39 protein-coding genes are annotated in these 24,906 nt (G+C 45.8%); 9 read left to right on the forward strand and 30 right to left on the reverse strand.

Annotated elements, in window-relative coordinates; all coding sequences use genetic code 11:
* The first annotated feature begins 176 nt into the window (after nucleotides 1–176).
* Nucleotides 177–797, forward strand: a complete 621-nt coding sequence (locus tag ACF8CV_RS20995) for an FKBP-type peptidyl-prolyl cis-trans isomerase (protein ID WP_005496936.1) — start codon at nucleotides 177–179, stop codon at nucleotides 795–797.
* A gap of 139 nt (nucleotides 798–936) precedes the next feature.
* A complete protein-coding gene (locus ACF8CV_RS21000) occupies nucleotides 937–1,416 on the forward strand; it encodes a DUF2780 domain-containing protein (RefSeq protein WP_017449005.1) in 480 nt (159 codons plus the stop codon).
* A gap of 138 nt (nucleotides 1,417–1,554) precedes the next feature.
* Here ACF8CV_RS21000 and rplQ read toward each other — a convergent pair whose 3' ends face one another.
* From rplQ to rpmE, 29 genes are all read right to left on the reverse strand, one after another.
* The gene (rplQ, locus tag ACF8CV_RS21005) at nucleotides 1,555–1,935 is read right to left on the reverse strand and encodes a 50S ribosomal protein L17 (protein ID WP_005383141.1); all 381 of its coding nucleotides are present in this window, start codon (nucleotides 1,933–1,935) and stop codon (nucleotides 1,555–1,557) included.
* 26 nt (nucleotides 1,936–1,961) lie between these two features.
* Entirely contained in the window at nucleotides 1,962–2,954 is a 993-nt protein-coding gene (locus ACF8CV_RS21010; RefSeq protein ID WP_005383143.1) for a DNA-directed RNA polymerase subunit alpha, read from the reverse strand.
* A 24-nt stretch (nucleotides 2,955–2,978) separates the two neighbouring features.
* Nucleotides 2,979–3,599 carry a 30S ribosomal protein S4 gene (gene rpsD, locus ACF8CV_RS21015; protein ID WP_005383146.1) on the reverse strand — a complete coding sequence of 207 codons (621 nt, stop codon included), beginning with the start codon at nucleotides 3,597–3,599 and terminating at the stop codon, nucleotides 2,979–2,981.
* Nucleotides 3,600–3,626: 27 nt separating this feature from the next.
* Complete coding sequence (gene rpsK, locus ACF8CV_RS21020) at nucleotides 3,627–4,016, reverse strand: 30S ribosomal protein S11 (protein WP_001118870.1); 390 nt, start codon at nucleotides 4,014–4,016, stop codon at nucleotides 3,627–3,629.
* An 18-nt stretch (nucleotides 4,017–4,034) separates the two neighbouring features.
* The gene (gene rpsM / locus ACF8CV_RS21025) at nucleotides 4,035–4,391 is read right to left on the reverse strand and encodes a 30S ribosomal protein S13 (RefSeq protein WP_005450559.1); all 357 of its coding nucleotides are present in this window, start codon (nucleotides 4,389–4,391) and stop codon (nucleotides 4,035–4,037) included.
* A 149-nt stretch (nucleotides 4,392–4,540) separates the two neighbouring features.
* On the reverse strand, nucleotides 4,541–4,654 hold the full coding sequence (gene rpmJ, locus ACF8CV_RS21030) for a 50S ribosomal protein L36 (RefSeq protein WP_000868186.1): 114 nt from the start codon (nucleotides 4,652–4,654) through the stop codon (nucleotides 4,541–4,543).
* Nucleotides 4,655–4,692: 38 nt separating this feature from the next.
* The gene (gene secY, locus ACF8CV_RS21035) at nucleotides 4,693–6,027 is read right to left on the reverse strand and encodes a preprotein translocase subunit SecY (protein WP_005481401.1); all 1,335 of its coding nucleotides are present in this window, start codon (nucleotides 6,025–6,027) and stop codon (nucleotides 4,693–4,695) included.
* Nucleotides 6,028–6,047: 20 nt separating this feature from the next.
* Nucleotides 6,048–6,482, reverse strand: a complete 435-nt coding sequence (gene rplO, locus ACF8CV_RS21040; RefSeq protein WP_005450562.1) for a 50S ribosomal protein L15 — start codon at nucleotides 6,480–6,482, stop codon at nucleotides 6,048–6,050.
* A gap of 5 nt (nucleotides 6,483–6,487) precedes the next feature.
* Nucleotides 6,488–6,664 (reverse strand): 50S ribosomal protein L30, encoded by a 177-nt coding sequence (gene rpmD / locus ACF8CV_RS21045; protein ID WP_000201159.1) that lies wholly within the window; start codon nucleotides 6,662–6,664, stop codon nucleotides 6,488–6,490.
* Nucleotides 6,665–6,671: 7 nt separating this feature from the next.
* The gene (gene rpsE, locus ACF8CV_RS21050; protein WP_005435090.1) at nucleotides 6,672–7,175 is read right to left on the reverse strand and encodes a 30S ribosomal protein S5; all 504 of its coding nucleotides are present in this window, start codon (nucleotides 7,173–7,175) and stop codon (nucleotides 6,672–6,674) included.
* A gap of 14 nt (nucleotides 7,176–7,189) precedes the next feature.
* A complete protein-coding gene (gene rplR, locus ACF8CV_RS21055; RefSeq protein ID WP_005435088.1) occupies nucleotides 7,190–7,543 on the reverse strand; it encodes a 50S ribosomal protein L18 in 354 nt (117 codons plus the stop codon).
* Nucleotides 7,544–7,552: 9 nt separating this feature from the next.
* Nucleotides 7,553–8,086 carry a 50S ribosomal protein L6 gene (gene rplF / locus ACF8CV_RS21060; RefSeq protein ID WP_005455654.1) on the reverse strand — a complete coding sequence of 178 codons (534 nt, stop codon included), beginning with the start codon at nucleotides 8,084–8,086 and terminating at the stop codon, nucleotides 7,553–7,555.
* 12 nt (nucleotides 8,087–8,098) lie between these two features.
* Nucleotides 8,099–8,491, reverse strand: a complete 393-nt coding sequence (rpsH, locus tag ACF8CV_RS21065) for a 30S ribosomal protein S8 (RefSeq protein ID WP_005455656.1) — start codon at nucleotides 8,489–8,491, stop codon at nucleotides 8,099–8,101.
* A gap of 29 nt (nucleotides 8,492–8,520) precedes the next feature.
* On the reverse strand, nucleotides 8,521–8,826 hold the full coding sequence (gene rpsN, locus ACF8CV_RS21070) for a 30S ribosomal protein S14 (protein WP_005455658.1): 306 nt from the start codon (nucleotides 8,824–8,826) through the stop codon (nucleotides 8,521–8,523).
* Between the two features lie 17 nt (nucleotides 8,827–8,843).
* Nucleotides 8,844–9,383 carry a 50S ribosomal protein L5 gene (gene rplE, locus ACF8CV_RS21075; protein WP_005455660.1) on the reverse strand — a complete coding sequence of 180 codons (540 nt, stop codon included), beginning with the start codon at nucleotides 9,381–9,383 and terminating at the stop codon, nucleotides 8,844–8,846.
* 23 nt (nucleotides 9,384–9,406) lie between these two features.
* The gene (rplX, locus tag ACF8CV_RS21080) at nucleotides 9,407–9,724 is read right to left on the reverse strand and encodes a 50S ribosomal protein L24 (RefSeq protein WP_005455662.1); all 318 of its coding nucleotides are present in this window, start codon (nucleotides 9,722–9,724) and stop codon (nucleotides 9,407–9,409) included.
* 13 nt (nucleotides 9,725–9,737) lie between these two features.
* Complete coding sequence (rplN, locus tag ACF8CV_RS21085; protein WP_005489425.1) at nucleotides 9,738–10,109, reverse strand: 50S ribosomal protein L14; 372 nt, start codon at nucleotides 10,107–10,109, stop codon at nucleotides 9,738–9,740.
* A gap of 162 nt (nucleotides 10,110–10,271) precedes the next feature.
* Entirely contained in the window at nucleotides 10,272–10,526 is a 255-nt protein-coding gene (gene rpsQ, locus ACF8CV_RS21090) for a 30S ribosomal protein S17 (RefSeq protein WP_005461671.1), read from the reverse strand.
* On the reverse strand, nucleotides 10,526–10,717 hold the full coding sequence (gene rpmC, locus ACF8CV_RS21095) for a 50S ribosomal protein L29 (RefSeq protein WP_005379576.1): 192 nt from the start codon (nucleotides 10,715–10,717) through the stop codon (nucleotides 10,526–10,528). The genes rpsQ and rpmC overlap by 1 nt, the downstream gene beginning before the upstream one ends.
* Nucleotides 10,717–11,127, reverse strand: coding sequence for a 50S ribosomal protein L16 (gene rplP, locus ACF8CV_RS21100; protein WP_005379577.1), 411 nt, complete (start codon nucleotides 11,125–11,127; stop codon nucleotides 10,717–10,719). The genes rpmC and rplP overlap by 1 nt, the downstream gene beginning before the upstream one ends.
* 11 nt (nucleotides 11,128–11,138) lie before the next feature.
* Entirely contained in the window at nucleotides 11,139–11,837 is a 699-nt protein-coding gene (gene rpsC / locus ACF8CV_RS21105; protein WP_005383161.1) for a 30S ribosomal protein S3, read from the reverse strand.
* An 18-nt stretch (nucleotides 11,838–11,855) separates the two neighbouring features.
* Nucleotides 11,856–12,188, reverse strand: a complete 333-nt coding sequence (gene rplV, locus ACF8CV_RS21110) for a 50S ribosomal protein L22 (RefSeq protein WP_005383164.1) — start codon at nucleotides 12,186–12,188, stop codon at nucleotides 11,856–11,858.
* 10 nt (nucleotides 12,189–12,198) lie between these two features.
* Entirely contained in the window at nucleotides 12,199–12,477 is a 279-nt protein-coding gene (gene rpsS / locus ACF8CV_RS21115; RefSeq protein WP_004394525.1) for a 30S ribosomal protein S19, read from the reverse strand.
* 21 nt (nucleotides 12,478–12,498) lie between these two features.
* The gene (rplB, locus tag ACF8CV_RS21120; RefSeq protein WP_005489461.1) at nucleotides 12,499–13,323 is read right to left on the reverse strand and encodes a 50S ribosomal protein L2; all 825 of its coding nucleotides are present in this window, start codon (nucleotides 13,321–13,323) and stop codon (nucleotides 12,499–12,501) included.
* Nucleotides 13,324–13,338: 15 nt separating this feature from the next.
* A complete protein-coding gene (rplW, locus tag ACF8CV_RS21125; protein ID WP_004398471.1) occupies nucleotides 13,339–13,641 on the reverse strand; it encodes a 50S ribosomal protein L23 in 303 nt (100 codons plus the stop codon).
* Entirely contained in the window at nucleotides 13,638–14,240 is a 603-nt protein-coding gene (gene rplD / locus ACF8CV_RS21130; RefSeq protein ID WP_005379556.1) for a 50S ribosomal protein L4, read from the reverse strand. The genes rplW and rplD overlap by 4 nt, the downstream gene beginning before the upstream one ends.
* A 17-nt stretch (nucleotides 14,241–14,257) precedes the next feature.
* Nucleotides 14,258–14,887 (reverse strand): 50S ribosomal protein L3, encoded by a 630-nt coding sequence (gene rplC / locus ACF8CV_RS21135; RefSeq protein WP_005456132.1) that lies wholly within the window; start codon nucleotides 14,885–14,887, stop codon nucleotides 14,258–14,260.
* A 14-nt stretch (nucleotides 14,888–14,901) separates the two neighbouring features.
* Nucleotides 14,902–15,213 (reverse strand): 30S ribosomal protein S10, encoded by a 312-nt coding sequence (rpsJ, locus tag ACF8CV_RS21140; RefSeq protein ID WP_004410492.1) that lies wholly within the window; start codon nucleotides 15,211–15,213, stop codon nucleotides 14,902–14,904.
* Between the two features lie 457 nt (nucleotides 15,214–15,670).
* Nucleotides 15,671–15,892 carry a 50S ribosomal protein L31 gene (gene rpmE / locus ACF8CV_RS21145; RefSeq protein WP_005457203.1) on the reverse strand — a complete coding sequence of 74 codons (222 nt, stop codon included), beginning with the start codon at nucleotides 15,890–15,892 and terminating at the stop codon, nucleotides 15,671–15,673.
* Nucleotides 15,893–16,186: 294 nt separating this feature from the next.
* Here rpmE and priA point away from each other — a divergent pair, with 294 nt between their 5' ends.
* From priA to rraA, 7 genes are all read left to right on the forward strand, one after another.
* Nucleotides 16,187–18,391, forward strand: a complete 2,205-nt coding sequence (gene priA / locus ACF8CV_RS21150) for a primosomal protein N' (protein ID WP_097371446.1) — start codon at nucleotides 16,187–16,189, stop codon at nucleotides 18,389–18,391.
* A gap of 293 nt (nucleotides 18,392–18,684) precedes the next feature.
* Nucleotides 18,685–19,731: a DNA-binding transcriptional regulator CytR gene (gene cytR / locus ACF8CV_RS21155; protein WP_254894148.1), complete on the forward strand. Its 1,047-nt coding sequence runs from the start codon at nucleotides 18,685–18,687 to the stop codon at nucleotides 19,729–19,731.
* Between the two features lie 176 nt (nucleotides 19,732–19,907).
* The gene (ftsN, locus tag ACF8CV_RS21160; protein WP_005481405.1) at nucleotides 19,908–20,453 is read left to right on the forward strand and encodes a cell division protein FtsN; all 546 of its coding nucleotides are present in this window, start codon (nucleotides 19,908–19,910) and stop codon (nucleotides 20,451–20,453) included.
* 164 nt (nucleotides 20,454–20,617) lie between these two features.
* A complete protein-coding gene (gene hslV / locus ACF8CV_RS21165; protein ID WP_005489705.1) occupies nucleotides 20,618–21,169 on the forward strand; it encodes an ATP-dependent protease subunit HslV in 552 nt (183 codons plus the stop codon).
* Nucleotides 21,170–21,192: 23 nt separating this feature from the next.
* Nucleotides 21,193–22,524 carry an HslU--HslV peptidase ATPase subunit gene (hslU, locus tag ACF8CV_RS21170; protein ID WP_005489452.1) on the forward strand — a complete coding sequence of 444 codons (1,332 nt, stop codon included), beginning with the start codon at nucleotides 21,193–21,195 and terminating at the stop codon, nucleotides 22,522–22,524.
* Nucleotides 22,525–22,707: 183 nt separating this feature from the next.
* The gene (locus ACF8CV_RS21175) at nucleotides 22,708–23,625 is read left to right on the forward strand and encodes a 1,4-dihydroxy-2-naphthoate polyprenyltransferase (protein WP_005457195.1); all 918 of its coding nucleotides are present in this window, start codon (nucleotides 22,708–22,710) and stop codon (nucleotides 23,623–23,625) included.
* A gap of 76 nt (nucleotides 23,626–23,701) precedes the next feature.
* On the forward strand, nucleotides 23,702–24,214 hold the full coding sequence (gene rraA / locus ACF8CV_RS21180) for a ribonuclease E activity regulator RraA (RefSeq protein ID WP_005457192.1): 513 nt from the start codon (nucleotides 23,702–23,704) through the stop codon (nucleotides 24,212–24,214).
* A gap of 104 nt (nucleotides 24,215–24,318) precedes the next feature.
* Here the strand turns inward: rraA and zapB are convergent, their stop codons facing one another.
* Nucleotides 24,319–24,561, reverse strand: coding sequence for a cell division protein ZapB (gene zapB / locus ACF8CV_RS21185; protein WP_005481417.1), 243 nt, complete (start codon nucleotides 24,559–24,561; stop codon nucleotides 24,319–24,321).
* Nucleotides 24,562–24,906: the final 345 nt, after the last annotated feature.

Raw genomic sequence — 24,906 nt, forward strand, 5'->3', positions numbered from 1 at the left:
ATATGGTTTTGACTAAAGTAAAATGGAATTTGGCTTAAATTAGCAGAAATTTCACTTGGAGTAAGAGATAAGTCACACGCTGGATGGTCAGATAACGCAATCGGCAGCAATTATTTAAACCTAAGCTCGAAACTGATATCCTGTTGCCTTTATCACTCCTAATAAGAGCGACATTCATGTCTGAAATTAAATTTGAAACTGCAGAACAAAAAGCAAGCTACGGCATTGGTCTGCAAATGGGTCAGCAACTAGCTGGCTCTGGTCTGGAAGGCCTTAGCGTTGACGCTATCGCTGCGGGTATCGCAACAGCATTGACTGGCGAAATGCCATCAATCGAAATTGACGAAATCAACAATGCACTGCAAGAGCTACACACTCGCGCAGAAGCAGCTCGTCAAGAAGCAGCTAAAGCAGCAGCAGCTGATGGTGAAGCGTTCCTAAAAGACAACGCTCTACGTCCAGAAGTTAATGTTCTTGAATCTGGCCTACAGTACGAAATTATCAATGAAGGTACTGGCGAAATCCCAACAGCTGATAAATCTGTACGTGTTCACTACCACGGTGAACTAACAGACGGCACAGTATTCGACAGCTCTGTATCTCGCGGCCAACCAGCTGAGTTCCCAGTAACTGGCGTAATTAAAGGTTGGGTTGAAGCTCTACAACTAATGCCTGTAGGTTCTAAGTGGAAACTATACATCCCACAAGACCTTGCGTACGGTGAACGTGGCGCAGGCGCTGCAATCCCTCCATTCGCAGCACTAGTATTCGAAGTTGAGCTACTAGACATTCTATAATTGAGACTTTTCTCAATGACCTACATAAAGCGGCGCATTAGCGCCGCTTTTTTTATAAAATAATAGAAGTTGTCAGTCAAATGACCTTCAAAAAATAAATACAACAAATAAGTTAAATCGCTCAACCGTCGGAGGTACTATGCGTAAAACTCTCCTAACTTTAGCTCTCCTATCAGTGAATATTGGCAGCGCACATGCGTTTTTGGACACTGTCGTAGATAAGAGCAGCAAAAATGGTCTTATGGATATGGTAAGCCAAGGCCTAAATGCAGAATCTTCACCTCTTACTGAGCTACTAACGAGTCAGCTACCAGTTTCGACAGAACAAGCTGCAGGTGGCAGCAGTGCCCTAATTGCACTTGCTCAAAGCCAACTGTCTCAACAAAACAGCACGGAATTGCAGTCATTGATCCCTGGATTATCCAACTTGAAAGGTGCACAAAGCCTGTTAGGTAACATCGAAAGCTTGAGTGCAGTACAAAGCGCATTTAATGCACTAGGACTAGACCCATCGATGATCAGCCAATTTGCACCAGTGATTTTAGGTTACCTAAATGAGCAAGGAGCAAGTGAGGGACTATTGAAGTCTTTAAGCGGTCTATGGACGAGCGGTAAGTAATTTCGCTTTAAGCGAAATCCCCATCGAAATAGAAGTAAAAAGAATGGGAGCCTACAGACAGTAGGCTCCCATTTTTGAACAAATTACAGATACAAAAAAGCCGAGCTAACGCTCGGCTTTCTCGTTCTTACGAACTGATTACTCAGCAGCTTCTTCAGCAGCTGGGCGATCTACAAGCTCAATGTAAGCCATTGGAGCTTTATCACCAGCACGGAAGCCAGCTTTTAGGATACGAGTGTAACCGCCCTGACGAGCAGCAAAACGTGGACCTAGTTCGTTAAATAGTTTTGCAACTACTTCGTTGTCACGAGTACGTGCAAATGCTAGACGACGGTTAGCAACACTGTCAGTCTTAGCTAGTGTAATCAAAGGCTCAACTACGCGACGTAGCTCTTTTGCTTTTGGCAAAGTAGTCTTGATAACTTCATGACGTACTAGAGAGCTAGCCATGTTGCTAAACATCGCTTTACGATGTGAGCTGTTGCGGTTGAGTTGACGACCACTCTTACGATGGCGCATGACCTAATCCTTCTAACTAGTATCGATTAATCTTCAGCGATTGATGCAGGTGGCCAGTTTTCTAGGCGCATGCCCAGAGACAGACCACGTGACGCAAGTACGTCTTTAATCTCAGTAAGAGATTTTTTACCAAGGTTAGGCGTTTTAAGTAGCTCAACCTCAGTACGTTGTACTAGATCACCGATGTAGTGAATCGCTTCTGCTTTCAGACAGTTAGCAGAGCGAACTGTTAGTTCAAGATCGTCTACAGGACGCAGTAGGATCGGATCGAATTCTGGCTTCTCTTCCTTCTCCTCAGGAACACGTACATCACGAAGATCTACGAATGCATCCAATTGTTCAGCTAGGATAGTAGCTGCACGACGGATTGCTTCCTCAGGTTCTAGAGTACCGTTTGTTTCCATATCGATAACAAGCTTGTCTAGATCAGTACGCTGTTCTACACGAGCTGCTTCTACAGCGTAGGCAATTTTGTCTACTGGGCTGTAAGTAGCATCTACTAGTAGGCGACCGATTGGACGCTCGTCTTCTTCATTATGGATACGCGCAGAAGCTGGAACATAACCACGACCACGTTCAACTTTAATACGCATTGCGATTTCAGCGTTGTCATCCGTTAGGTGACAAATAACGTGTTCAGGGTTAGCGATCTCTACATCACCGTCATGGGTGATGTCACCTGCAACCACAGGGCCCGAGCCTGATTTGTTCAAAGTAATGAACACTTCATCTTTGCCTTCAGCTACACGCACTGCCAAACCTTTAAGGTTTAGAAGGATTTCAAGAATATCTTCTTGTACGCCTTCTTTAGTGCTGTACTCATGAAGTACGCCTTCAATTTCTACTTCTGTCACTGCACAACCAGGCATAGAAGATAGAAGAATGCGGCGAAGTGCATTACCCAGAGTATGACCAAAGCCACGCTCTAATGGCTCAAGAGTTACTTTTGCGTGAGTCGAGCTGATTTGTTCGATGTCAACTAGACGTGGCTTAAGAAATTCTGTTACAGAACCCTGCATTGTGTCCTCTCTTTAGTTTAAACCTTACTTAGAGTAAAGCTCGACGATCAATTGTTCGTTGATGTCAGCTGATAGATCAGAACGCTCAGGCATACGCTTGAATGTACCTTCCATCTTGCCACCATCTACTTCAATCCAAGTTGGTTTTTCACGTTGTTCAGCAACTTCTAGAGCTGCTTTGATACGAGCTTGCTGTTTAGCTTTCTCGCGAATAGAAACAACGTCATTAGCCGCTACTTTGAAAGAAGGAACGTTTACAACTTTACCGTTAACTAGGATAGCTTTGTGGCTAACTAGCTGACGTGCTTCTGCGCGAGTTGCGCCAAAGCCCATGCGGTAAACTACGTTATCAAGACGACCTTCAAGAAGCTGAAGCAGGTTCTCACCTGTGTTGCCTTTAAGACGTGCAGCTTCTTTGTAGTAGTTACGGAATTGTTTTTCTAGAACGCCGTACATACGACGAACTTTTTGCTTCTCACGAAGCTGAACGCCATACTCAGATAGACGACCGCGACGAGCGCCGTGTACACCTGGTGCGTTATCAATTTTACACTTGGTATCGATCGCGCGAACACCAGACTTAAGGAACAAGTCAGTGCCTTCACGACGGCTAAGCTTCAGCTTAGGACCCAAATATCTTGCCATGATTCTTCTCCAATAGTCCTAGAAACGTTATACGCGACGTTTCTTAGGTGGACGACAACCGTTATGAGGGATTGGTGTAGCATCAACGATGTTTGTGATGCGGAAACCAGCTGCGTTCAGTGCGCGAACAGTAGATTCACGACCTGGACCAGGACCCTTAACCATAACTTCCAAGTTCTTTAGACCGTATTCTTTAGCCATTTCAGCACAACGCTCAGCAGCAACCTGTGCAGCGAACGGAGTAGACTTACGAGAACCACGGAAACCAGAACCACCTGCAGTAGCCCATGCAAGAGCGTTACCTTGACGGTCAGTAATGGTTACGATTGTGTTATTGAAAGAAGCATGGATGTGCGCAACGCCATCTGCAACTTGCTTGCGTACGCGCTTACGAGCGCGAGTTGGTTGTTTAGCCATTGTACTCTACCTTCCCGATTATTTCTTGATCGGCTTACGCGGACCCTTACGGGTGCGAGCGTTGGTTTTAGTACGCTGTCCACGTAGCGGTAGACTGCGACGATGACGAAGACCACGGTAACAGCCAAGGTCCATAAGACGCTTGATGTTCATAGATACTTCACGACGTAGATCACCTTCTACAGTGTACTTAGCTACACCATCACGCAGTTGATCGATCTGCTCTTCAGTTAGTTCACTGATCTTAACATCTTCAGCAATACCCACTTCAGCTAGGATAGCTTGAGAGCGAGTTTTACCGATGCCGTAGATCGCCGTTAGAGCGATTACAGCGTGTTTCTGATCAGGAATGTTAATGCCTGCTATACGGGCCATTATTCACTCCTAAGTGTTTCTATAAAAGAATTAGCCGCAGCAAAGCCCGTTATGGATACGCTGCGGAATACTACTTCTTTTGCACGCAAAAGGTAGGCCGAGGAATATACTCGACCCAACCTTCATTTTCAAGTAAAAATTTCTGCTAATTAGCCTTGGCGCTGTTTGTGCTTTGGCTCACTGCAAATCACGCGAACGACACCGTTACGCTTGATTACTTTACAGTTACGGCAGATTTTTTTAACGGAAGCACGAACTTTCATTGCTAAACTCCGTAAATGAAACTGAGTCTACCGCCGGATTAACGGCCGTAGCCTTTCAGATTCGCTTTCTTCAACACAGAATCATACTGTTGAGACATCAGATGAGTCTGTACCTGTGCCATAAAGTCCATAATTACAACAACTACGATTAGTAGTGATGTACCGCCGAAGTAGAAACGTACGTTCCACGCGACCATCATGAACTCGGGAATCAGACAGATAAAGGTAATGTACAGTGCACCAGCAAGGGTAAGACGTGTCATTACTTTATCGATGTACTTCGCTGTCTGCTCACCTGGGCGGATACCGGGTACGAATGCACCAGACTTCTTCAAGTTATCTGCTGTTTCACGCGGGTTGAAAACCAACGCCGTGTAGAAGAAACAGAAGAAGATAATTGCTGCTGCATATAGCATTACATACAATGGCTGACCTGGGCTAAGAGCCAAAGACACGTCAGTTAACCAACCGAACGCGCTGCTCTCACCATTCTGACCAAACCACTGAGCCAGTGTTCCTGGGAACAGGATAATGCTTGATGCGAAAATCGCTGGAATAACACCTGCCATATTAATTTTAAGTGGCAAGTGAGAACTTTGTGCAGCAAATACTTTACGACCTTGTTGACGCTTCGCGTAGTTAACGACGATTCGACGCTGACCACGTTCCATGAAAACAACGAAGTAAATTACTGCAAAAGCTAATACCGCGATTAGCAACAGAAGAAGTACATGCAATTCACCTTGACGCGCTTGCTCGATTGTTTGACCGATTGCAGAAGGCAATCCAGCAACAATACCTGCAAAAATTAGTAACGAAATACCGTTACCAATTCCACGCTCTGTAATTTGTTCACCTAACCACATTAGGAACATGGTGCCGGTTACTAAACTTACGGTAGCAATTAGCGTAAACATGGTTTGGTTGATAACAACCAGATTGTCGACCATGTTTGGTAAGCCTGTTGCGATACCTATAGCCTGGAAGGTTGCAAGTACAAGCGTGCCGTAGCGTGTGTATTGGCTGATCTTACGACGGCCTGCTTCACCCTCTTTTTTGAGTTCAGCTAACGCTGGATGAACTACAGTTAGCAATTGGACAACAATAGATGCCGAAATATACGGCATGATGCCCAATGCTAATATAGATGCACGCTCAAGAGCACCACCGGAGAACATGTTAAACATTTCAACGATGGTACCTTTTTGCTGTTCGAACAAATCGGCAAGTACAGCAGCGTCAATACCAGGAATCGGCACAAAAGAGCCGGCTCGGAATACTAAAAGTGCACCAATTACGAATAACAAGCGCGACTTTAGTTCACTTAAGCCGCTCTGAGCACTACGAAAATCTTGTCCTGGTTTCTTAGCCATCTGTACCTCGTTCCTCGAGATTATTCCTCGATTTTACCGCCTGCAGCTTCGATTGCAGCTTTAGCGCCTTTAGTCACACGTAGACCTTTAACAGTCACTGCTTTGTTAATTTCACCAGAAAGAACAACTTTAACGAATTCGATGTTCTTAGTGATGATGTTAGCAGCTTTAAGGCTGTTTAGATCAACCACGTCACCAGAAACTTTCGCTAGCTCAGCTAGACGAACTTCAGCAGACACTAGGCTCTTACGAGAAGTGAAACCGAATTTTGGTAGACGTTGTTTCAGAGGCATCTGACCGCCTTCGAAACCTGGACGAACTTTACCGCCAGAACGTGATTTTTGACCTTTGTGACCACGGCCACCAGTTTTACCTAGGCCAGAACCGATACCACGGCCTACACGCTTAGGAGCATGTTTAGAGCCAGCAGCCGGTGCAAGAGTATTCAAACGCATTCTGATTACTCCTCAACTTTAACCATGTAGTAAACCTTGTTGATCATACCGCGTACGCACGGAGTATCTTCAAGTTCTACTGTGTGGTTGATTTTACGAAGACCTAGACCACGCAAAGTAGCTTTGTGCTTTGGTAGGCGGCCAATTGAGCTTTTAGTTTGAGTTACTTTAATAGTTGCCATGGTGTTCTTACTCCGAAATAGCTTCAACAGTTAGACCACGTTTAGCAGCAACCATTTCTGGCGACTTCATGCTACCTAGTGCATCGATCGTTGCACGAACGATGTTGATAGGGTTCGTTGAACCGTATGCTTTAGATAGTACGTTGTGTACACCAGCAACTTCTAGTACTGCACGCATCGCACCACCTGCGATAACACCAGTACCTTCTGCTGCAGGCTGCATGTAAACTTTAGAGCCCGAGTGGCGACCTTTCACTGGGTGGTGAAGAGTGCCTTCGTTTAGAGCGATCGTAGTCATGTTACGACGCGCTTTTTCCATTGCTTTTTGGATCGCTGCAGGTACTTCACGAGCTTTGCCGTAACCGAAACCTACACGACCATTACCGTCACCAACTACTGTTAGTGCAGTGAAGCTCATGATTCGACCGCCTTTAACCGTTTTAGAAACACGGTTAACTGCGATTAGCTTTTCTTGCAAATCATTCGCTTGAACTTGTTGTTCTTTAGCCATCTTCCAACCCTACCTTAGAATTTCAGACCAGCTTCGCGAGCAGATTCTGCTAGCGCCGCTACTCGACCGTGGTATTGGAAACCAGAACGATCAAATGCAACTGCAGTTACGCCTTTTTCAAGAGCGCGTTCTGCAACAGCTTTACCTACTGCTTTAGCTGCATCAACGTTACCAGTGTATTTCACTTGCTCACGGATCGCTTTTTCTACAGTAGAAGCTGCTGCGATAACCTCAGAGCCGTTAGCCGCGATAACCTGTGCGTACACGTGACGAGGAGTACGGTGTACAACTAGGCGAGTCGCACCCAGTTCTGCAATCTTACGACGTGCGCGTGTAGCACGACGGATGCGAGATGCTTTCTTATCCATAGTGTTACCTTACTTCTTCTTAGCTTCTTTAGTACGCACATTTTCATCTGCGTAACGAACACCTTTACCTTTGTAAGGCTCAGGTTGACGGTAAGAACGAATGTCAGCCGCAACTTGACCAACTAGTTGTTTGTCACAACCAGTAATCACGATTTCAGTTTGGCTTGGACATTCAGCTTTGATACCCGCTGGCAACTCGTGCTCAACTGGGTGTGAGAAGCCTAGTGTTAGACCTACAGCATTGCCTTTGATAGCAGCACGGTAACCAACACCTTTAAGAGTTAGCTTCTTAGTAAAGCCTTCAGTAACACCAACAACCATGTTGTTAACTAGTGCACGAGCAGTACCTGCTTGTGCCCAAGCGTTAGCAACACCTTCTTTAGGACCGAAAGTTAGGTTGTTTTCTTCCTGAGCGATAACTACAGCGTCGTTTAGTACGCGAGTTAGTTCGCCTTTAGCACCTTTTACAGTGATTTCTTGGCCGTTTAGTTTCACCTCTACGCCAGCTGGAATAGCGACAGGTGCTTTAGCAACACGAGACATATTCTACTCCTATTAAGCTACGTAGCAGATGATTTCACCACCAAGACCTGCTTTACGTGCAGCGCGGTCTGACATAAGACCCTTGGAAGTAGAAACGATAGCAATACCAAGACCACCCATTACAGAAGGAAGTTCATCTTTCTTCTTGTAAACACGTAGACCTGGGCGAGAAACACGTTTAAGTTGCTCGATTACTGGTTTAGCTTGGAAGTACTTAAGAGTTACTTCTAGCTCAGGTTTTGCTTCGCCTTCAACAGCGAAGTCAACGATGTAACCTTCAGCTTTTAGTAGTGCAGCAATTGCAACTTTAAGCTTTGAAGAAGGCATTTTAACAGCAACTTTGTTTGCTGCCTGACCGTTACGAACGCGGGTCAGCATATCCGAAATCGGATCTTGCATGCTCATATGATTTACTCCAAATGATTAAGTGGCAATTACCAGCTAGCCTTACGAAGACCCGGAATCTCGCCTTTCATGCAAGCTTCACGAACCTTAATACGGCTTAGACCGAACTTACGTAGGTAACCGTGTGGACGACCAGTTTGGTTACAACGGTTGCGCTGACGTGATGCACTTGAATCACGTGGAAGAGATTGCAGTGTAAGAACTGCGTTCCAACGATCTTCTTCAGATGCGTTTACATCGCTGATGATAGCTTTTAGCGCTGCACGCTTTTCAGCGAACTTAGCTACTAGCTTTGCACGTTTAGCTTCACGTGCTTTCATTGATTGTTTAGCCATAACAGTAACCCTTCACCTTACTTACGGAATGGGAAGTTAAAGGCAGCCAGCAGAGCACGGCCTTCCTCATCAGTACCAGCAGACGTCGTAATAGTGATGTCTAGACCGCGTACACGATCAACTTTATCAAAGTCGATTTCCGGGAAGATGATTTGCTCGCGAACGCCCATGCTGTAGTTACCGCGACCGTCAAAAGACTTAGCGCTAACACCACGGAAGTCACGTACACGTGGAAGAGCGATGTTAATCAAACGCTCAAGAAAATCCCACATACGTTCGCCACGCAAGGTTACTTTACAACCGATAGGGTAGCCTTCACGGATTTTGAAACCTGCAACAGATTTACGCGCTTTAGTGATAAGTGGCTTTTGACCAGAGATCGTTGCCATATCAGATGCTGCGTTTTCTAGCAGTTTCTTATCGTTGATTGCTTCACCAACACCCATGTTTAGGGTGATTTTCTCGATTCTAGGGACTTGCATGACGCTTGTGTAACTGAACTGTTTGGTCAGTTCAGCGACTACAGACGACTTGTAGTAATCATGCAGTTTCGCCATAGTAGAACTCCAAATTACTTCTATTAGTTAGAAACGGTTTCGCCGTTAGACTTGAAGAAACGAACTTTTTTGCCGTCTTCAAAACGGAAACCGATACGGTCAGCTTTACCAGTAGCTGCATTAAAGATAGCCACGTTAGAAACATCGATTGCTGCTTCTTGCTCTACGATACCGCCTTGGATACCTAGTGCAGGAACAGGTTTCTGGTGTTTCTTAACAAGGTTGATACCTTCAACGATAACTTTACCAGTTGCTAGGACCTTAGTTACTTTACCTTTCTTGCCTTTGTCTTTACCAGCAAGAACGATTACTTCGTCATTACGACGGATTTTAGCTGCCATTTCTACGTGCTCCTTACAGAACTTCTGGAGCCAGTGAAACGATCTTCATGAACTTATCGCCACGAAGTTCGCGTGTCACAGGACCAAAGATACGTGTACCGATTGGTTGCTCAGTAGTGTTATTCAACAGTACGCAAGCATTTCGGTCGAAGCGAATGACAGAACCGTCAGGACGACGTACGCCTTTACGGGTGCGCACTACAACCGCCTTCATAACGTCACCTTTTTTAACTTTACCGCGAGGAATTGCTTCCTTAACAGTAACTTTGATGACGTCACCGATATGTGCATAACGGCGGTGTGAGCCACCCAGAACCTTAATACACATTACGCTGCGTGCGCCTGAGTTATCAGCTGCGTCCAGCATACTTTGCATTTGGATCATGTTAGTGCTCCGCTAAATATTAATAACTAGACCCATCACGGGTCGGGCTGCCTCTTTATAAGGGACGCGAATTGTACCACCCTTTTCTGTGATTGGGTAGTCAAAAAATAAACGGCTCCAAAAATATTTTTGGAGCCGTTTCTTATCATAGAAGAGTGAAGATTACATCTTCGCCTTTTCTACAACTTTCACCAAAGTCCAAGACTTAGTCTTAGACAGTGGACGACACTCTGCGATTTCAACAGTGTCGCCAATGCCACACTCGTTGTTTTCGTCATGTGCGTGTACTTTAGTCGTACGTTTAACGAACTTACCGTAAATTGGGTGTTTTACGAAACGTTCGATTGCAACAGTGATAGACTTGTCCATCTTGTCGCTAACAACACGACCTTGTTGAGTACGTTTTACTTCGCTCATTATGCGCCTGCCTTCTCAGTCAAAACAGTTTTCACACGTGCGATATCACGGCGTACAGCTTTCAGAGTATGAGTTTGCTGTAGTTGACCAGTTGCAGCTTGCATGCGCAAGTTGAACTGTTCACGTAGCAAATTCATTAGCTCAGCGTTAAGCTCTTCAACGCTTTTCTCGCGTAGATCTTGTGCTTTCATCACATCACCTGCTTAGTTACAAATGTAGTTTTGAAAGGCAGTTTACGTGCCGCTAGACGGAACGCTTCACGTGCCAATTCTTCAGGTACACCACCCATTTCGTACATAACCTTACCAGGTTGGATTTGGGCTACCCAGTACTCAACGTTACCTTTACCCTTACCTTGACGAACTTCTAGTGGTTTTTCTGTGATTGGTTTGTCTGGGAACACACGGATCCAGATTTTACCTTGACGCTTAACGTGACGTGTCATTGCACGACGTGCCGCTTCGATTTGACGAGCAGTTAGACGACCACGGCCAACAGCTTTAAGACCGAATTCGCCGAAGCTTACATCAGTACCTTTAGCTAGACCACGGTTACGACCAGTCTGAACCTTACGGAACTTAGTACGTTTAGGTTGTAGCATCTGTCGACTCCTTACTTACGGCCTTTACGCTGCTTCTTAGGCTTGTCGCCTTTAGGCTCTACAGCGTTAGCTGCTGGCATACCACCTAGGATTTCACCTTTGAAGATCCAAGTTTTAATGCCGATCACACCGTATTGAGTGTGAGCCGAAGAAGTTGCGTAATCAATGTCAGCACGTAGAGTGTGTAGAGGCACACGGCCTTCACGGTACCACTCTGAACGTGCGATTTCAGCGCCGCCTAGACGACCGCTTACTTCCACTTTGATACCTTTAGCGCCTAGACGCATAGCGTTTTGTACTGCGCGCTTCATAGCACGACGGAACATAACACGACGCTCTAGCTGAGACGCGATGCTGTCACCAACAAGTTGCGCATCTAGTTCAGGCTTACGTACTTCAGCGATGTTAATTTGCGCTGGTACACCTGCAATTTTAGCTACAGCTGCGCGTAGCTTCTCAACGTCTTCACCTTTCTTACCGATAACTACGCCTGGACGAGCAGTGTGAATAGTCACACGGATGCTCTTAGCAGGACGCTCGATAACGATACGTGATAGAGACGCTTTTTTCAGTTCACTTGTAAGGAACTGACGTACCTTGAAGTCGCCGTCTAGGTTGTCAGCGAAATCTTTGGTGTTAGCAAACCATGTAGCATTCCAAGGCTTAACGATGCCTAGACGAATACCATTTGGATGTACTTTTTGACCCATTGCTTACTCTCCTAGTCTCTAGCGATCTGCTACAACAACAGTGATGTGGCTTGAACGCTTCAAGATACGATCCGCACGACCTTTAGCACGAGGCATAATACGCTTCATGGTTGGGCCTTCATCTACAAAGATTTTTGCGACATTCAGATCGTCAATATCTGCACCTTCGTTGTGCTCCGCGTTAGCGATAGCAGACTCTAGAACTTTCTTAACTAGTGCAGCAGCTTTTTTGTTGCTGAACGTTAGGATTTCTAGAGCTTGGTCAACAGATTTACCACGGATTAGATCCGCAACTAAGCGAGCTTTCTGAGGCGAAATGCGAGCAAAGTTATGTTTAGCAATTGCTTCCATTATCTACTCCTTAGCGCTTCTTAGCTTTCTTATCCGCAGCGTGACCGCGGTAAGTACGTGTTGGTGCGAATTCACCCAGTTTGTGACCGATCATTTCATCAGTTACAAATACTGGTACGTGCTGACGACCATTATGGACAGCGATGGTCAAACCGATCATCGTAGGGATGATCATTGAACGACGGGACCAAGTCTTAATAGGCTTTTTGTCTCCGCTTTCCACCGCTTTCTCTACCTTCTTCAGCAAGTGTAGGTCAATAAAAGGACCTTTCTTGAGAGAACGTGGCATGGCGATTCCTCTTTATATAGATTACTTGTTACGACGACGTACGATGTACTTGTCAGTGCGTTTGTTCTTACGAGTCTTGAAGCCTTTAGTTGGCATACCCCAAGGAGATACTGGATGACGGCCACCAGAAGTACGACCTTCACCACCACCGTGTGGGTGATCAACCGGGTTCATTACTACACCACGTACGGTTGGACGTACGCCGCGCCAGCGTGAAGCACCAGCTTTACCAAGTTCGCGTAGCATGTGCTCAGAGTTACCAACTTCACCGATTGTTGCACGGCCTTCAGAAAGAACTTTGCGCATTTCGCCAGAACGTAGACGGATAGTTACGTACGCACCGTCGCGAGCAACGATTTGAGCGTAAGCACCAGCCGAACGAGCTAGCTGACCACCTTTACCAGGTTTAAGTTCAACATTGTGTACAGTTGAACCTACTGGGATGTTACGCATTGGTAGAGTGTTACCAGCTTTGATTGGTGCATCAACACCAGACTGAATAACATCACCAGCTACAACACCTTTAGGTGCTAGGATGTAGCGACGCTCACCGTCTTTGTAAAGAACTAGAGCAATGTTTGCGCTACGGTTTGGATCGTATTCTAGACGCTCAACTGTCGCTGGGATACCGTCTTTAGTACGTTTGAAGTCAATTACACGGTAGTGATGCTTGTGACCACCGCCGATGTGACGTACTGTGATACGACCGTTGTTGTTACGACCGCCATTCTTAGAGTTTTTCTCTAGAAGAGGTGCGTATGGCTTGCCCTTGTGTAGGTCAGCGTTAACAACTTTAACAACGTGACGACGACCAGGGGAAGTCGGCTTACATTTAACAATAGCCATTTTTAACTACTCCTGTTATTCCGCGCCGCCAACAAAGTCAAGATCTTGACCTTCTTTCAAAGTAACGTACGCTTTCTTAACGTCGCTGCGGCGACCTTGGCGTAGACCTTGACGTTTGGTCTTACCCTTAGTGATAAGAGTATTTACAGACTTAACTTCAACTTCAAATAGCTTTTCTACAGCTGCTTTGATCTCTTTTTTAGTTGCATCTTTAGCTACTTTGAAAACGATAGTGTTCGCTTTCTCAGCTGCCATAGTTGCTTTTTCAGAGATGTGCGGTGCACGTAGAACTTTTAGGATACGCTCTTCAGTGATCATGCTAGCATTTCCTCTACTTGCTTAACTGCTTCTGCAGTCATTACAACTTTGTCAAACGCGATTAGAGATACTGGATCGATACCAGCAACATCACGTGCGTCAACTTTGTATAGGTTACGAGCAGCTAGGAATAGATTCTCATCTACTTCGCTAGTCACGATTAGAGCGTCAGTTAGCTCAAGCTCTTTCAGCTTAGCAACTAGCTCTTTAGTCTTTGGTGCTTCAACTGAGAAGTTATCAACAACGATTAGACGCTCTTGACGAACAAGCTCAGAAAGAATGCTCTTCATAGCACCGCGGTACATTTTTTTGTTTACTTTTTGGCTGTGATCTTGTGGTTTCGCAGCAAAAGTAACACCACCTGTACGCCAGATTGGGCTACGAATTGTACCAGCGCGAGCGCGACCAGTACCTTTTTGACGCCATGGCTTAGCGCCACCGCCAGATACTTCTGAACGTGTTTTTTGAGCACGTGTACCTTGACGAGCACCTGCTGCGTACGCAACAACTACTTGGTGTACAAGAGCTTCGTTAAACTCACGTCCGAAAGTAGTTTCGGAAACAGTTAGTGCATCAGCACCTTTAACCATTAGTTCCATTACTTACTCCTGAGACGTTATGCTTTAACAGCTGGTTTAACGATCACGTTGCCGCCAGTTGCGCCTGGGACTGCACCTTTAATAAGAAGCAGGTTGCGCTCAGCGTCAACACGTACGATCTCTAGGTTTTGAGTCGTTACACGCTCAGCACCCATGTGACCTGCCATTTTCTTGCCTTTAAATACGCGACCTGGAGTCTGACATTGACCGATAGAACCAGGAGCACGGTGAGACAATGAGTTACCGTGAGTCATATCTTGAGTACGGAAGTTCCAACGCTTAACAGCGCCTTGGAAACCTTTACCCTTAGATGTACCAGTAACGTCTACTTTCTTAGTTTCGTTGAATAGTTCAACAGTTAGTTCAGCACCAACTTCGAACTCTTCGCCGTTTTCTAAACGGAATTCCCAAAGACCGCGACCAGCTTCAACGCCAGCTTTAGCAAAGTGACCTGCTTCAGCTTTGTTTACGCGGTTAGCTTTCTTAGAACCAGCTGTAACCTGAATTGCAGCGTAGCCATCAGTTTCAAGAGTTTTCACTTGAGAAACACGGTTAGCTTCAACTTCAACAACAGTTACTGGGATAGAAACGCCTTCTTCAGTAAATACGCGGGTCATGCCCACTTTACGACCGATTAGACCAATCATACTTCTAATCTCCCTTAACCTAGGCTAATTTGAACGTCAACGCCCGCAGCAAGGTCTAGACGCATTAGAGCATCAACAGTTTTGTCTGTTGGCTCAACGATGTCGATTAGACGCTTGTGAGTACGGATTTCGTACTGGTCACGTGCTTTCTTGTTAACGTGTGGAGAGATAAGAACTGTGAAACGCTCTTTACGAGTTGGTAGTGGGATTGGACCACGAACCTGTGCGCCAGTGCGCTTAGCTGTTTCAACGATTTCCGCTGTAGAAGCATCGATTAGTTTGTAATCGAAAGCTTTTAGGCGGATACGGATACGTTGGTTCTGCATGAGACAGAGCTCCAATTTTAAAAATTACACAAACAATATCGCCACTCAAACTCGTCAAGACGAGAGAATGCCGATTGATTTATGTGAAACCGTAGCATCCAAGATTAGGACGCATTGTCAGTTAATTTTCGATTAACAATCCCTACGTGCCAAAGTCACCTTTGGGGATAGTTTTTCCGAAGAAAAGATAGCTAATTGTATTAACCGCGAACATAAGCTGAGTCTACATTACCTAACCGTCCTATAAGGAAGTTAGCTCCTCACTGCTCATTGGTTCACAACTGGCTTAACCAGTGCGACGCATTATACAGATCACACTTTAGGTTGCAAGGGCTGAATGAAAAATAATCGAAACTATTTTTAACTTGCTGTTTTATGGTCACCTGCAAAATGGGCCATAAACAAAAAGGACGCCGAAGCGTCCTTTTCTAAACTGTAATCGTAATAGCAGTTGCTATTATTTCTTACCGCTTGATAGTGCACCGAAACGCTTGTTGAAGCGATCAACACGGCCGCCTGTATCAACGATACGTTGCTTACCAGTGTAGAATGGGTGACACTTGTCACATACGTCTAGGTGGATAGACTCTTTACCTAGAGTAGAGTTGAACTCGAAAGAGTTGCCGCAAGAACAAGTAGCGTTTACTGCTTTGTATTCTGGGTGGATACCAGCTTTCATGGGATAACCTCAATAGTAGGCCGTGTCGCTATACGAATCTAAGCCGCACACCACACGCAATTAATAATAAAATGGGATACCGCACCAACCAATTGCTGAAGCCATATCTCAAGGCGCGATATAGTAATGAATCCCCTAGATAGGATCAATACGTATGGCAATTTTTTCGCCACTTTTTTCACCAATCCGGTGATATTAGTATATTTCCGAACACACTCCGTAGGTTGACTCGTATTCCTGGGACGATTTTAATAAACTCTACAGTCCTTTCTTCTTTTATATAGCTACGAATCTATGCGTCCATCCATTGCTAGAGTGGCACTGCCCGTACCTCTCGACAAACAATTTGACTATGCCATCCCAGGACACCTGTTTCCTATCATTGGCGGGCGCGTATCCGTACCTTTTGGACGTCAAACGTTAGTTGGCATCGTCACCGCGATGGTTAATCACTCGGATTTCCCCAAAGCTCAACTCAAGCCAATCAAAGCAGTTCTTGATTCTCAGCCGGTATGGCCTGAAAAGCTTTATTCGTTGCTGATTTGGTGCAGCCAGTTCTACCAATACCCACTTGGAGATACGCTACACAATGCGATGCCAGCAGCTCTGCGTAAAGGAAAGCCTGCAGATTTTGCGACGCTACAAGAGTGGCAAATTACCGAATCCGGTAAAGACAAGCTGATGCAAGGGCTTGATCGTCGAGCGATCAAACAACAGAAGGTCTTGCAAATGTTGGTTAACGGCGCTTTGCCTCACCAGGAATTTGTCGACCAAGAGATAGCCTCAACTGTACTAAAGTCTTTAGAAGATAAAGGCTGGATTGAACGTATCGAGAAGAAGCCTGCAATCATCCAGTGGGGACAGCACGTTGAATGCGACGTCGAGAAGCCAAAGCTCAACCACGAACAAGCGCTAGCTATTGCGAGCGTAAATAGCCAAACAGGTTTTGCCTGCTATTTATTAGAAGGCGTCACGGGCTCAGGTAAGACAGAAGTGTACCTCAACCTGATCAAGCCGGTCTTAGAGAAAGGTAAACAAGCCTTGGTTTTAGTACCAGAGATTGGCTTAACACCACAAACCATCAACCGCTTTAAACGCCGTTTTAATGTGCCAGTTGACGTTATCCACTCCGGATTAAACGAGACGGAACGTCTGAATGCGTGGCTTTCTGCACGCGACAAAGCGGCCGGAATCATTATCGGCACACGCTCTGCCCTACTCGCGCCTTTTGCTGATCTCGGGATTATCATTGTGGACGAGGAACATGACACCTCTTACAAACAGCAAGATAGCTTGCGTTATCATGCACGCGATGTTGCTGTAATGCGCGCTCATAAAGAACAAGTTCCGATTGTTCTGGGCTCAGCCACACCTGCACTGGAGACATTGCACAATGCCTTGTCAGGCAAGTATCACCATTTAACCCTGACCCAACGCGCAGGCTCTGCGGTTCCTACTACTAATAAAGTGCTCGACGTCAAAGGTCAGTATTTAGAAAGTGGTTTATCTGCCCCATTGATTGCGGAAATGCGCAAACACCTTAAAGCAGGCAATCAGGTGATGCTGTTTCTTAACCGTCGTGGTTTCTCCCCTGCTCTCATGTGTCATGAATGTGGTTGGATTGCCGAATGCAAACGTTGTGATGCTTATTACACCTTCCACCAATACAGCAATGAGATTCGCTGCCACCATTGTGGTTCACAGCAACCAGTGATTCATCAGTGTCAGGGCTGTGGTTCAACTCAACTGGTTACCGTTGGTGTCGGTACCGAACAGTTAGAACAACAATTGGCACAACTGTTCCCCGAATACAAAGCCATCCGTATCGACAGGGATAGCACGCGCCGCAAAGGTAGCTTAGAAGACGCGTTGGACTCCATCCGCAAGGGTGAATATCAAATTTTAATTGGCACTCAAATGCTAGCTAAGGGACACCATTTCCCCAATGTAACGCTCGTCGCCTTGCTAGATGTTGATGGCTCCCTATATAGTAGCGACTTTCGCGCCTCCGAAAGATTAGCGCAGCTATTCATTCAAGTAGCAGGGCGAGCCGGACGTGCAAGTAAGCCGGGGGAAGTGGTTTTACAGACTCACCATCCTGAGCACAGTTTGTTGCAAGCCTTATTGGAAAAGGACTACCGACACTTCGCTATGACGGCATTAGAGGAACGTAAACTGGCGCAGTTGCCACCTTACAGTTTCCTGACTCTATTTAAAGCCGAAGCGAATCAGAGCGAGATCGTAGAAGATTTTCTGCGCCAAGTTCGCTTTACCTTAGAATCGCACCCTTTGTTTGACGACACCTGCATGGTGCTTGGTCCAACACCATCGCCTCTCGCCAAACGCGCAGGCAAATACCGTTGGCAGCTGTTACTCCAAACCCAGCACCGTTCATTAATGCAAAAGTTATTAACCAGTGCCAAACCTGCTATTGAGTTGTTGCCTAATGCCAAAAAAGTTCGCTGGAATTTAGACATAGAACCACAAGATCTCAGCTAGCAAACGTTTAACTATGTAATGAATTACCTTTTAATGTGATGAGACTCACATCGAGATTGCAATTTTTGTTAAACAGACCGTAACTTTCCCGATAGAAATGAATAGACTATCCAAATTAGCAAAGTCTAAAGTGGGTTTACCCCATAGGCTTAGATTAAAACAATGACTATTCCCAAAATTTGAAGCAGTAGCCAAGCGATGCTTTATCGCCTACTCCCTAAAAATAACCACTAACAACGTGATTAGATAGGCACTGATTACCAGTGATAAAAACCTACGACTTCTGACAGGGAATAACGTCATCTTGGCAAAAATTTGAGAGGTTAAACACTATGGCGACAATGAAGGATGTTGCCCAGCTTGCGGGAGTGTCGACAGCTACGGTATCTCGAGCATTAATGAATCCAGAAAAAGTCTCTTCTTCAACAAGAAAAAGAGTCGAAGATGCCGTCCTTGAAGCGGGCTATTCTCCAAATTCATTAGCGCGTAATCTACGTAGAAACGAATCAAAAACGATTGTTACCATCGTTCCTGACATCTGTGATCCTTACTTTTCTGAAATCATTCGTGGTATCGAAGACGCCGCTATGGAACATGGCTACCTCGTACTGCTCGGTGACAGCGGCCAGCAGAAAAAGCGCGAAAGCTCGTTTGTGAATCTAGTGTTCACCAAACAAGCCGATGGCATGTTACTGCTTGGCACCGACCTGCCATTTGATGTCAGCAAGCCAGAACAGAAAAACCTGCCACCAATGGTCATGGCTTGTGAGTTTGCGCCAGAGCTAGAATTACCAACCGTGCACATTGACAACCTAACGTCTGCTTTTGAAGCGGTCAATTACCTAACTCAACTTGGCCATAAACGCATAGCACAAATTTCAGGGCCAGACACAGCGGTATTGTGCCAGTTCCGCCAGCAAGGTTATCAACAAGCCTTGCGTCGCGCGGGGATCAGTAAAGACCCACAATACAGTGTTATCACTGAGTTTTCTTTTGACGGCGGCGCGAAAGCTGTACGTAAGTTGCTAGAACTTCCAGAGCCACCAACTGCGATTTTCTGCCACTGCGACACCATGGCAATCGGCGCAATCCAAGAAGCCAAACGACTCGGTCTGCGCGTTCCGCAAGATTTGTCAGTGGTTGGTTTCGATGATATCAACTTTGCTCAATACTGCGATCCACCGTTAACGACCATTTCTCAACCTCGTTATGAAATTGGCCGCCAAGCGATGCTTATGATGCTTGAACTACTTAAAGGCCATGACGTTCATTCAGGTTCACGCTTACTAGAAACTAAGCTTGTTGTCCGTGGTAGCGCAGCGCCACCGCAACGCGCCTAAGCGTTCGGTAGTCCAACGCGACCTATCATGTAAACTAACGATAAGCGGTACCCATTGGTGCCGCTTTTTGTCTTCTCTATCTGATACGTAGCTATCAAGATTACATCAATAGGGTGTTTTCTCGACCCGTTCTGGATTAACATATTTGGAAGAATCCTTGATGACCAGAAGTAACCGTGGCAAACAGAGATTATGTGAGACGGGGGCGAGGCGCTCCAAAAAAGTCGACAAAAAAACAACCTCCCAAAAGAAAACCTTGGCGTAGTGGTCTACTTGCAATCTTGCTTGTGGGCGGTTTTGGCTATGGTCTGTATTTATTAAGTAACGATCCAGAACCGAAACCACCCGTGGTTCAACAACCTACCACGACCGTCAGTAAGCCAAAGCCGAAAAAGGATTTGCCACCACCACCTGAAGAGAAGTGGGAATACGTCGAATCTTTACCCAAGCGAGAAGTGGAAGTCGTCGCCAAAGAAATCGAAGTATCTAAAATCCCATACGTAATGCAGTGTGGCGCTTACAAAACCCAAGCACAGGCCGAAGAGCGAAAGCTGGCTATTGCTTTCCAAGGTCTTTCGAGCAAAATTCGTAAGAAAGAAGGCAGTTCTTGGTACCGTGTTGTACTTGGCCCGTACAAGTTCAAACGCGATGCAGAGAAAGATCGCCACAAGTTGCAACGCGCGAAAATCGAACCGTGCGCAATTTGGAAAGAAAACTTCTAATCTCACAAAGACCAACCGCATTCGCTGTTGGTCTTTTTTATTCCTCGCGTGTTATTGGCATCATCAGCGTTAGCAAATGTGAAAAACGCCCTCCCCTTGAATCCCAAGTTCCTCTCCCCCATATACTGAATTAAATCCAAAGAGAAATAATTAAGAGGTCGACTGTGACTACCATTGTATCTGTACGTCGAAATAACAAAGTCGTCATCGCGGGTGATGGCCAAGTATCTCTAGGCAATACCGTCATGAAAGGTAACGCGCGCAAAGTTCGCCGCCTATACAACAATAAAGTGCTTGCTGGCTTTGCTGGCGGTACAGCGGACGCCTTCACCCTATTTGAACGCTTTGAAAGCAAACTACAAATGCACCAGGGCCATCTGACGAAAGCAGCCGTAGAACTGGCAAAAGACTGGCGCAGCGACCGAGCTCTTCGCAAATTAGAAGCGTTGCTTGCTGTTGCAGACGAAACAGCATCACTCATCATCACTGGTAACGGCGATGTCGTTCAGCCAGAAAATGATTTGATTGCGATTGGTTCTGGTGGTGCATACGCACAAGCAGCCGCAACTGCACTTTTAGAGAATACTGACTTAGATGCACGTGAAATCGCGGAAAAGGCACTGAACATCGCTGGTGATATCTGTGTATTCACCAACCATCACCACACCGTAGAAGAGCTAGACTCAACTGCAGAGCCTGAAACTCCAGCCGCGTAATCGTAACGAAGTAAGGAAAGAATATGTCTGAAATGACCCCTCGCGAAATCGTTCATGAACTGAACCGTCACATCATTGGTCAAGACAAAGCAAAACGTTCGGTTGCGATTGCCCTTCGTAACCGCTGGCGTCGCATGCAGCTAGAAGAAAGCTTGCGCGTCGAAGTCACACCGAAGAACATTCTGATGATTGGTCCAACTGGTGTTGGTAAGACAGAGATCGCTCGTCGTCTTGCTAAACTAGCCAATGCACCATTCATCAAAGTCGAAGCAACAAAGTTCACCGAAGTGGGCTACGTTGGTAAAGAAGTTGAAACCATCATTCGTGACCTGACTGATGTCGCTGTGAAGATGACCCACCAACAAGCGATGGAAAAAGTAAAATTCCGCGCGGAAGAGCAAGCTGAAGAGCGCATTCTCGATGCACTACTGCCACCAGCACGCGATAGCTGGGGTCAAGTCGAGCAAAAAGAAGACACCTCAAACACGCGTCAAATCTTCCGTAAAAAACTGCGTGAAGGTCAGCTAGACGATAAAGAGATTGAAATCGATGTAGCTGCACCGCAAATGGGTGTGGAGATCATGGCACCTCCTGGTATGGAAGAAATGACCAACCAGCTACAAGGCATGTTCCAAAACCTTGCCGGCGACACCAAGAAAAAGCGTAAGCTGAAAATCAAAGACGCGATGAAAGCGCTGGCAGAAGAAGAAGCAGCAAAACTTGTAAACCAAGAAGAGCTAAAAGAAGCCGCGATTTTCAACGTAGAAAACAACGGTATTGTTTTCATTGATGAAATCGACAAGATTTGTAAGCGCGGCGAAAGCTCTGGCCCGGACGTGTCTCGTGAAGGTGTGCAACGTGACTTACTTCCTCTGATTGAAGGCAGTACCGTTTCGACAAAACACGGCATGGTAAAAACAGACCACATTCTGTTTGTTGCATCCGGTGCATTCCAAGTTGCCAAGCCATCTGATCTCATTCCAGAACTGCAAGGCCGTCTGCCAATCCGTGTGGAATTGGAAGCACTGAGCAGCCACGACTTCAAACGTATTTTGACTGAACCTAAAGCGTCGCTGACTGAACAATACATTGCGCTGATGAAGACAGAAAACGTCGATATCGAATTTACCGAAGACGGTATCACGCAAATCGCAGAAGCGGCATGGACAGTAAACGAAACCACAGAAAACATTGGTGCTCGTCGTCTACATACCGTGATGGAACGTCTGATGGACGAAATCTCTTACGATGCAGCAGAGCAATCTGGTGCTAAGTTTGTGATTGATGCAGCTTACGTTAAAGAACGTTTAGGCGATACGATCGAAAACGAAGACCTAAGTCGCTTTATTCTGTAAACTCAGATTTCACCTTGATTTTAAAGGCTATCTCGAAGAGGTAGCCTTTTTGTTTTTCGGGCATTTGCGTAAAGATTATTCTCAGATACGTACCAACAGTCATGCCTGCCTTGTTTTAGGTCAATAGCGTATCTGCTGCTTTGTGCTTATACTGGGCACATTGGTTACTAGCACGAAATTTCCATGAAACAATCTTTGCAGATCTGGCTTGAAGCCGCTCGCCCTAAAACATTGCCTCTCGCTCTGGTGTCTATTTTAACTGGTAGCGTACTTGCATACTCAGCCGGTCATTTCTCTTTGACCATCGCAATCATGGCCTTTGCTACGGCAACCTTATTGCAGATTCTATCGAACTTAGCCAACGACTATGGCGATGCAGTAAAAGGCACCGACAATGAAAACCGTTTAGGTCCACAGCGTGCGATGCAGACTGGTGCCGTTAGTGCCAAACAGATGAAACAGGCGATCATTTTTAATATCGTGCTTACCGCCATCTCGGGCTTGGTTTTGGTGTTTTACGCGCTGAGCTCGCCAGAAAGCATCATCACCTTCATCGGTTTGGGTATTCTTGCCATTATCGCGGCGATTGCTTACACCATGGGCAGTAAGCCCTACGGTTATGTCGGCTTAGGCGATATTTCCGTATTCCTGTTCTTTGGTCTGCTAGGCGTATCTGGTACATACTTTCTGCATACTGGGCATGTAGACACCACTCTATTCTTACCAGCTCTGGGCTGTGGTTTACTCGCGGTAGCGGTACTGAACATCAACAACATGCGTGATATCGAGAACGATCGCGAATGTGGAAAGCGCACGGTCGCCGTCCGTTTGGGCCAACACAAAGCCAAGCAGTACCACTTTATCTTGCTTGGTGGTGCTATTTTAGCGTTTGCGGCTTACTTGTTAATTCAAGACAAACCACTGTGGATTAGCCTACCCTTCTTGTTGAGCGTTTATGTCGTCATTCATCATGGTAAAGCCGTTTGGGATACAGAAAAACCTGCACAAATCGCTCCAATGCTGCCAGTTATCGTAAAATGCTCATTAGTCACTAACGTTTTGTTTGCAACAATTGTGGTAGCTCAAACTCTGGTAAGTTAAAAAAGGATTGTCATTGCATTGACTTAATGCCTAGATATACTCAAAGACAACCAGTTTCTGTTTAGAAAGGTACGCTATGGAATACAATACCTCAGCACTCTGCGATATCTACCTTGATCAGGTCGATGTGGTTGAACCAATGTTCAGTAATTTTGGCGGACGCGCGTCATTTGCCGGGCAAATCACCACCATTAAGTGTTTTGAAGACAACTCACTGATCCGCGAAACCTTAGAGCAAGATGGTCTTGGGCGCGTGTTGTTGATTGACGGTGGCGGTTCCTTACGTAAAGCGCTCATCGATGCAGAAATTGCTGCAATTGCAGAAGAAAACGAGTGGGAAGGCATTGTCGTTTACGGTTGTGTCCGTGAAGTTGATGAACTAGAAGACATGAACCTCGGCATTCAAGCTTTGGCATCAATTCCTGTTGGCGCGGCAAACCAAGGCATTGGTGAGCTAGATGTACCTGTAAACTTCGGCGGCGTTAGCTTCCTTCCAGAAGATTACATCTACGCCGACAACACTGGCATCATCCTATCTCCAGAGCCACTTAATATTGACCTTGAGTTAGATGATACGGTCGAAGAGTAGCTTCCAGTAGCCAGTCACCTTTCGTTGACTAAAGCGCTGCTCATACCCAAATATACAAACACCCGCCGAAGCGGGTGTTTTTAATTCTGGATGAAGAAGTGAAATTATTCCACTTCGTCCATTTTGCCAAGTAGTGCACGAATGCGCTCTTGCCACTGTGCGTGCTCTTGCTGAGCTTGCTGAGCTTTTTGCTCTAGATCTTCACGTTGAGAACGAAGCTCGTTTGCTTCTGCTTCTAGTTTTACTTTGTCTTCTTTCAGCTCTTCAACTTCCATCTGAAGAAGAGTGATTGTGTCAACTGCAGTTTGAATTTTAGATTCTAGTTGTTCTAGTACTTCAAAAGACATCTTGGCCTACCTATGTTATTCCGTTGGGACGATGCACGAGATTGGCGTGCAGCTTACCTATATAAGGTCATTCTACTCAGCGTCGCGATGAGAAACACTCACTATATTCGATATTTCGCATCATTCGGTTAAAAAATCGGCGCAATCTCACTAAACGCTGACTTTTCTTATCGTCGAAGCATTTTTGTGCAAAGTGTTTACGCCTCTCCGCGACAAAAAATCACCCAAGTATTGATCAAATTCAACTTAGTTAAAGTAAAAGCTCAGCAAAAAGGCAAACGTTTAACTGCCGTTGTGATAGAATCGCCGCGCAAATTCCTCTTCCCTATTGCTTACTTGGAGACA

It is taken from the genome of Vibrio sp. zbq_1 (genome assembly GCF_043102935.1).
Taxonomy (GTDB): domain Bacteria; phylum Pseudomonadota; class Gammaproteobacteria; order Enterobacterales; family Vibrionaceae; genus Vibrio; species Vibrio parahaemolyticus.

Coding starts and splice junctions, on each gene's coding strand:
- ACF8CV_RS20995 (WP_005496936.1), top strand. CDS start 177: ATGTCTGAAATTAAATTTGAAACTGCAGAACAAAAAGCAAGCTACGGC.
- ACF8CV_RS21000 (WP_017449005.1), top strand. CDS start 937: ATGCGTAAAACTCTCCTAACTTTAGCTCTCCTATCAGTGAATATTGGC.
- rplQ (WP_005383141.1), bottom strand. CDS start 1,935: ATGCGCCATCGTAAGAGTGGTCGTCAACTCAACCGCAACAGCTCACAT.
- ACF8CV_RS21010 (WP_005383143.1), bottom strand. CDS start 2,954: ATGCAGGGTTCTGTAACAGAATTTCTTAAGCCACGTCTAGTTGACATC.
- rpsD (WP_005383146.1), bottom strand. CDS start 3,599: ATGGCAAGATATTTGGGTCCTAAGCTGAAGCTTAGCCGTCGTGAAGGC.
- rpsK (WP_001118870.1), bottom strand. CDS start 4,016: ATGGCTAAACAACCAACTCGCGCTCGTAAGCGCGTACGCAAGCAAGTT.
- rpsM (WP_005450559.1), bottom strand. CDS start 4,391: ATGGCCCGTATAGCAGGCATTAACATTCCTGATCAGAAACACGCTGTA.
- rpmJ (WP_000868186.1), bottom strand. CDS start 4,654: ATGAAAGTTCGTGCTTCCGTTAAAAAAATCTGCCGTAACTGTAAAGTA.
- secY (WP_005481401.1), bottom strand. CDS start 6,027: ATGGCTAAGAAACCAGGACAAGATTTTCGTAGTGCTCAGAGCGGCTTA.
- rplO (WP_005450562.1), bottom strand. CDS start 6,482: ATGCGTTTGAATACTCTTGCACCGGCTGCTGGCTCTAAACATGCTCCT.
- rpmD (WP_000201159.1), bottom strand. CDS start 6,664: ATGGCAACTATTAAAGTAACTCAAACTAAAAGCTCAATTGGCCGCCTA.
- rpsE (WP_005435090.1), bottom strand. CDS start 7,175: ATGGCTAAAGAACAACAAGTTCAAGCGAATGATTTGCAAGAAAAGCTA.
- rplR (WP_005435088.1), bottom strand. CDS start 7,543: ATGGATAAGAAAGCATCTCGCATCCGTCGTGCTACACGCGCACGTCGT.
- rplF (WP_005455654.1), bottom strand. CDS start 8,086: ATGTCTCGTGTTGCTAAAGCACCTGTCGCTATTCCAGCTGGCGTAGAG.
- rpsH (WP_005455656.1), bottom strand. CDS start 8,491: ATGAGCATGCAAGATCCGATTTCGGATATGCTGACCCGCGTTCGTAAC.
- rpsN (WP_005455658.1), bottom strand. CDS start 8,826: ATGGCTAAACAATCAATGAAAGCACGTGAAGCTAAACGTGCAAAGCTA.
- rplE (WP_005455660.1), bottom strand. CDS start 9,383: ATGGCGAAACTGCATGATTACTACAAGTCGTCTGTAGTCGCTGAACTG.
- rplX (WP_005455662.1), bottom strand. CDS start 9,724: ATGGCAGCTAAAATCCGTCGTAATGACGAAGTAATCGTTCTTGCTGGT.
- rplN (WP_005489425.1), bottom strand. CDS start 10,109: ATGATCCAAATGCAAAGTATGCTGGACGCAGCTGATAACTCAGGCGCA.
- rpsQ (WP_005461671.1), bottom strand. CDS start 10,526: ATGAGCGAAGTAAAACGTACTCAACAAGGTCGTGTTGTTAGCGACAAG.
- rpmC (WP_005379576.1), bottom strand. CDS start 10,717: ATGAAAGCACAAGATCTACGCGAGAAAAGCGTTGAAGAGCTTAACGCT.
- rplP (WP_005379577.1), bottom strand. CDS start 11,127: ATGCTACAACCTAAACGTACTAAGTTCCGTAAGGTTCAGACTGGTCGT.
- rpsC (WP_005383161.1), bottom strand. CDS start 11,837: ATGGGTCAAAAAGTACATCCAAATGGTATTCGTCTAGGCATCGTTAAG.
- rplV (WP_005383164.1), bottom strand. CDS start 12,188: ATGGAAGCAATTGCTAAACATAACTTTGCTCGCATTTCGCCTCAGAAA.
- rpsS (WP_004394525.1), bottom strand. CDS start 12,477: ATGCCACGTTCTCTCAAGAAAGGTCCTTTTATTGACCTACACTTGCTG.
- rplB (WP_005489461.1), bottom strand. CDS start 13,323: ATGGCTATTGTTAAATGTAAGCCGACTTCCCCTGGTCGTCGTCACGTT.
- rplW (WP_004398471.1), bottom strand. CDS start 13,641: ATGATCACTGAAGAGCGTATCCTAAAAGTTCTACGTGCACCGCACATC.
- rplD (WP_005379556.1), bottom strand. CDS start 14,240: ATGGAACTAATGGTTAAAGGTGCTGATGCACTAACTGTTTCCGAAACT.
- rplC (WP_005456132.1), bottom strand. CDS start 14,887: ATGATTGGTCTAATCGGTCGTAAAGTGGGCATGACCCGCGTATTTACT.
- rpsJ (WP_004410492.1), bottom strand. CDS start 15,213: ATGCAGAACCAACGTATCCGTATCCGCCTAAAAGCTTTCGATTACAAA.
- rpmE (WP_005457203.1), bottom strand. CDS start 15,892: ATGAAAGCTGGTATCCACCCAGAATACAAAGCAGTAAACGCTACTTGT.
- priA (WP_097371446.1), top strand. CDS start 16,187: ATGCGTCCATCCATTGCTAGAGTGGCACTGCCCGTACCTCTCGACAAA.
- hslU (WP_005489452.1), top strand. CDS start 21,193: ATGTCTGAAATGACCCCTCGCGAAATCGTTCATGAACTGAACCGTCAC.
- ACF8CV_RS21175 (WP_005457195.1), top strand. CDS start 22,708: ATGAAACAATCTTTGCAGATCTGGCTTGAAGCCGCTCGCCCTAAAACA.
- rraA (WP_005457192.1), top strand. CDS start 23,702: ATGGAATACAATACCTCAGCACTCTGCGATATCTACCTTGATCAGGTC.
- zapB (WP_005481417.1), bottom strand. CDS start 24,561: ATGTCTTTTGAAGTACTAGAACAACTAGAATCTAAAATTCAAACTGCA.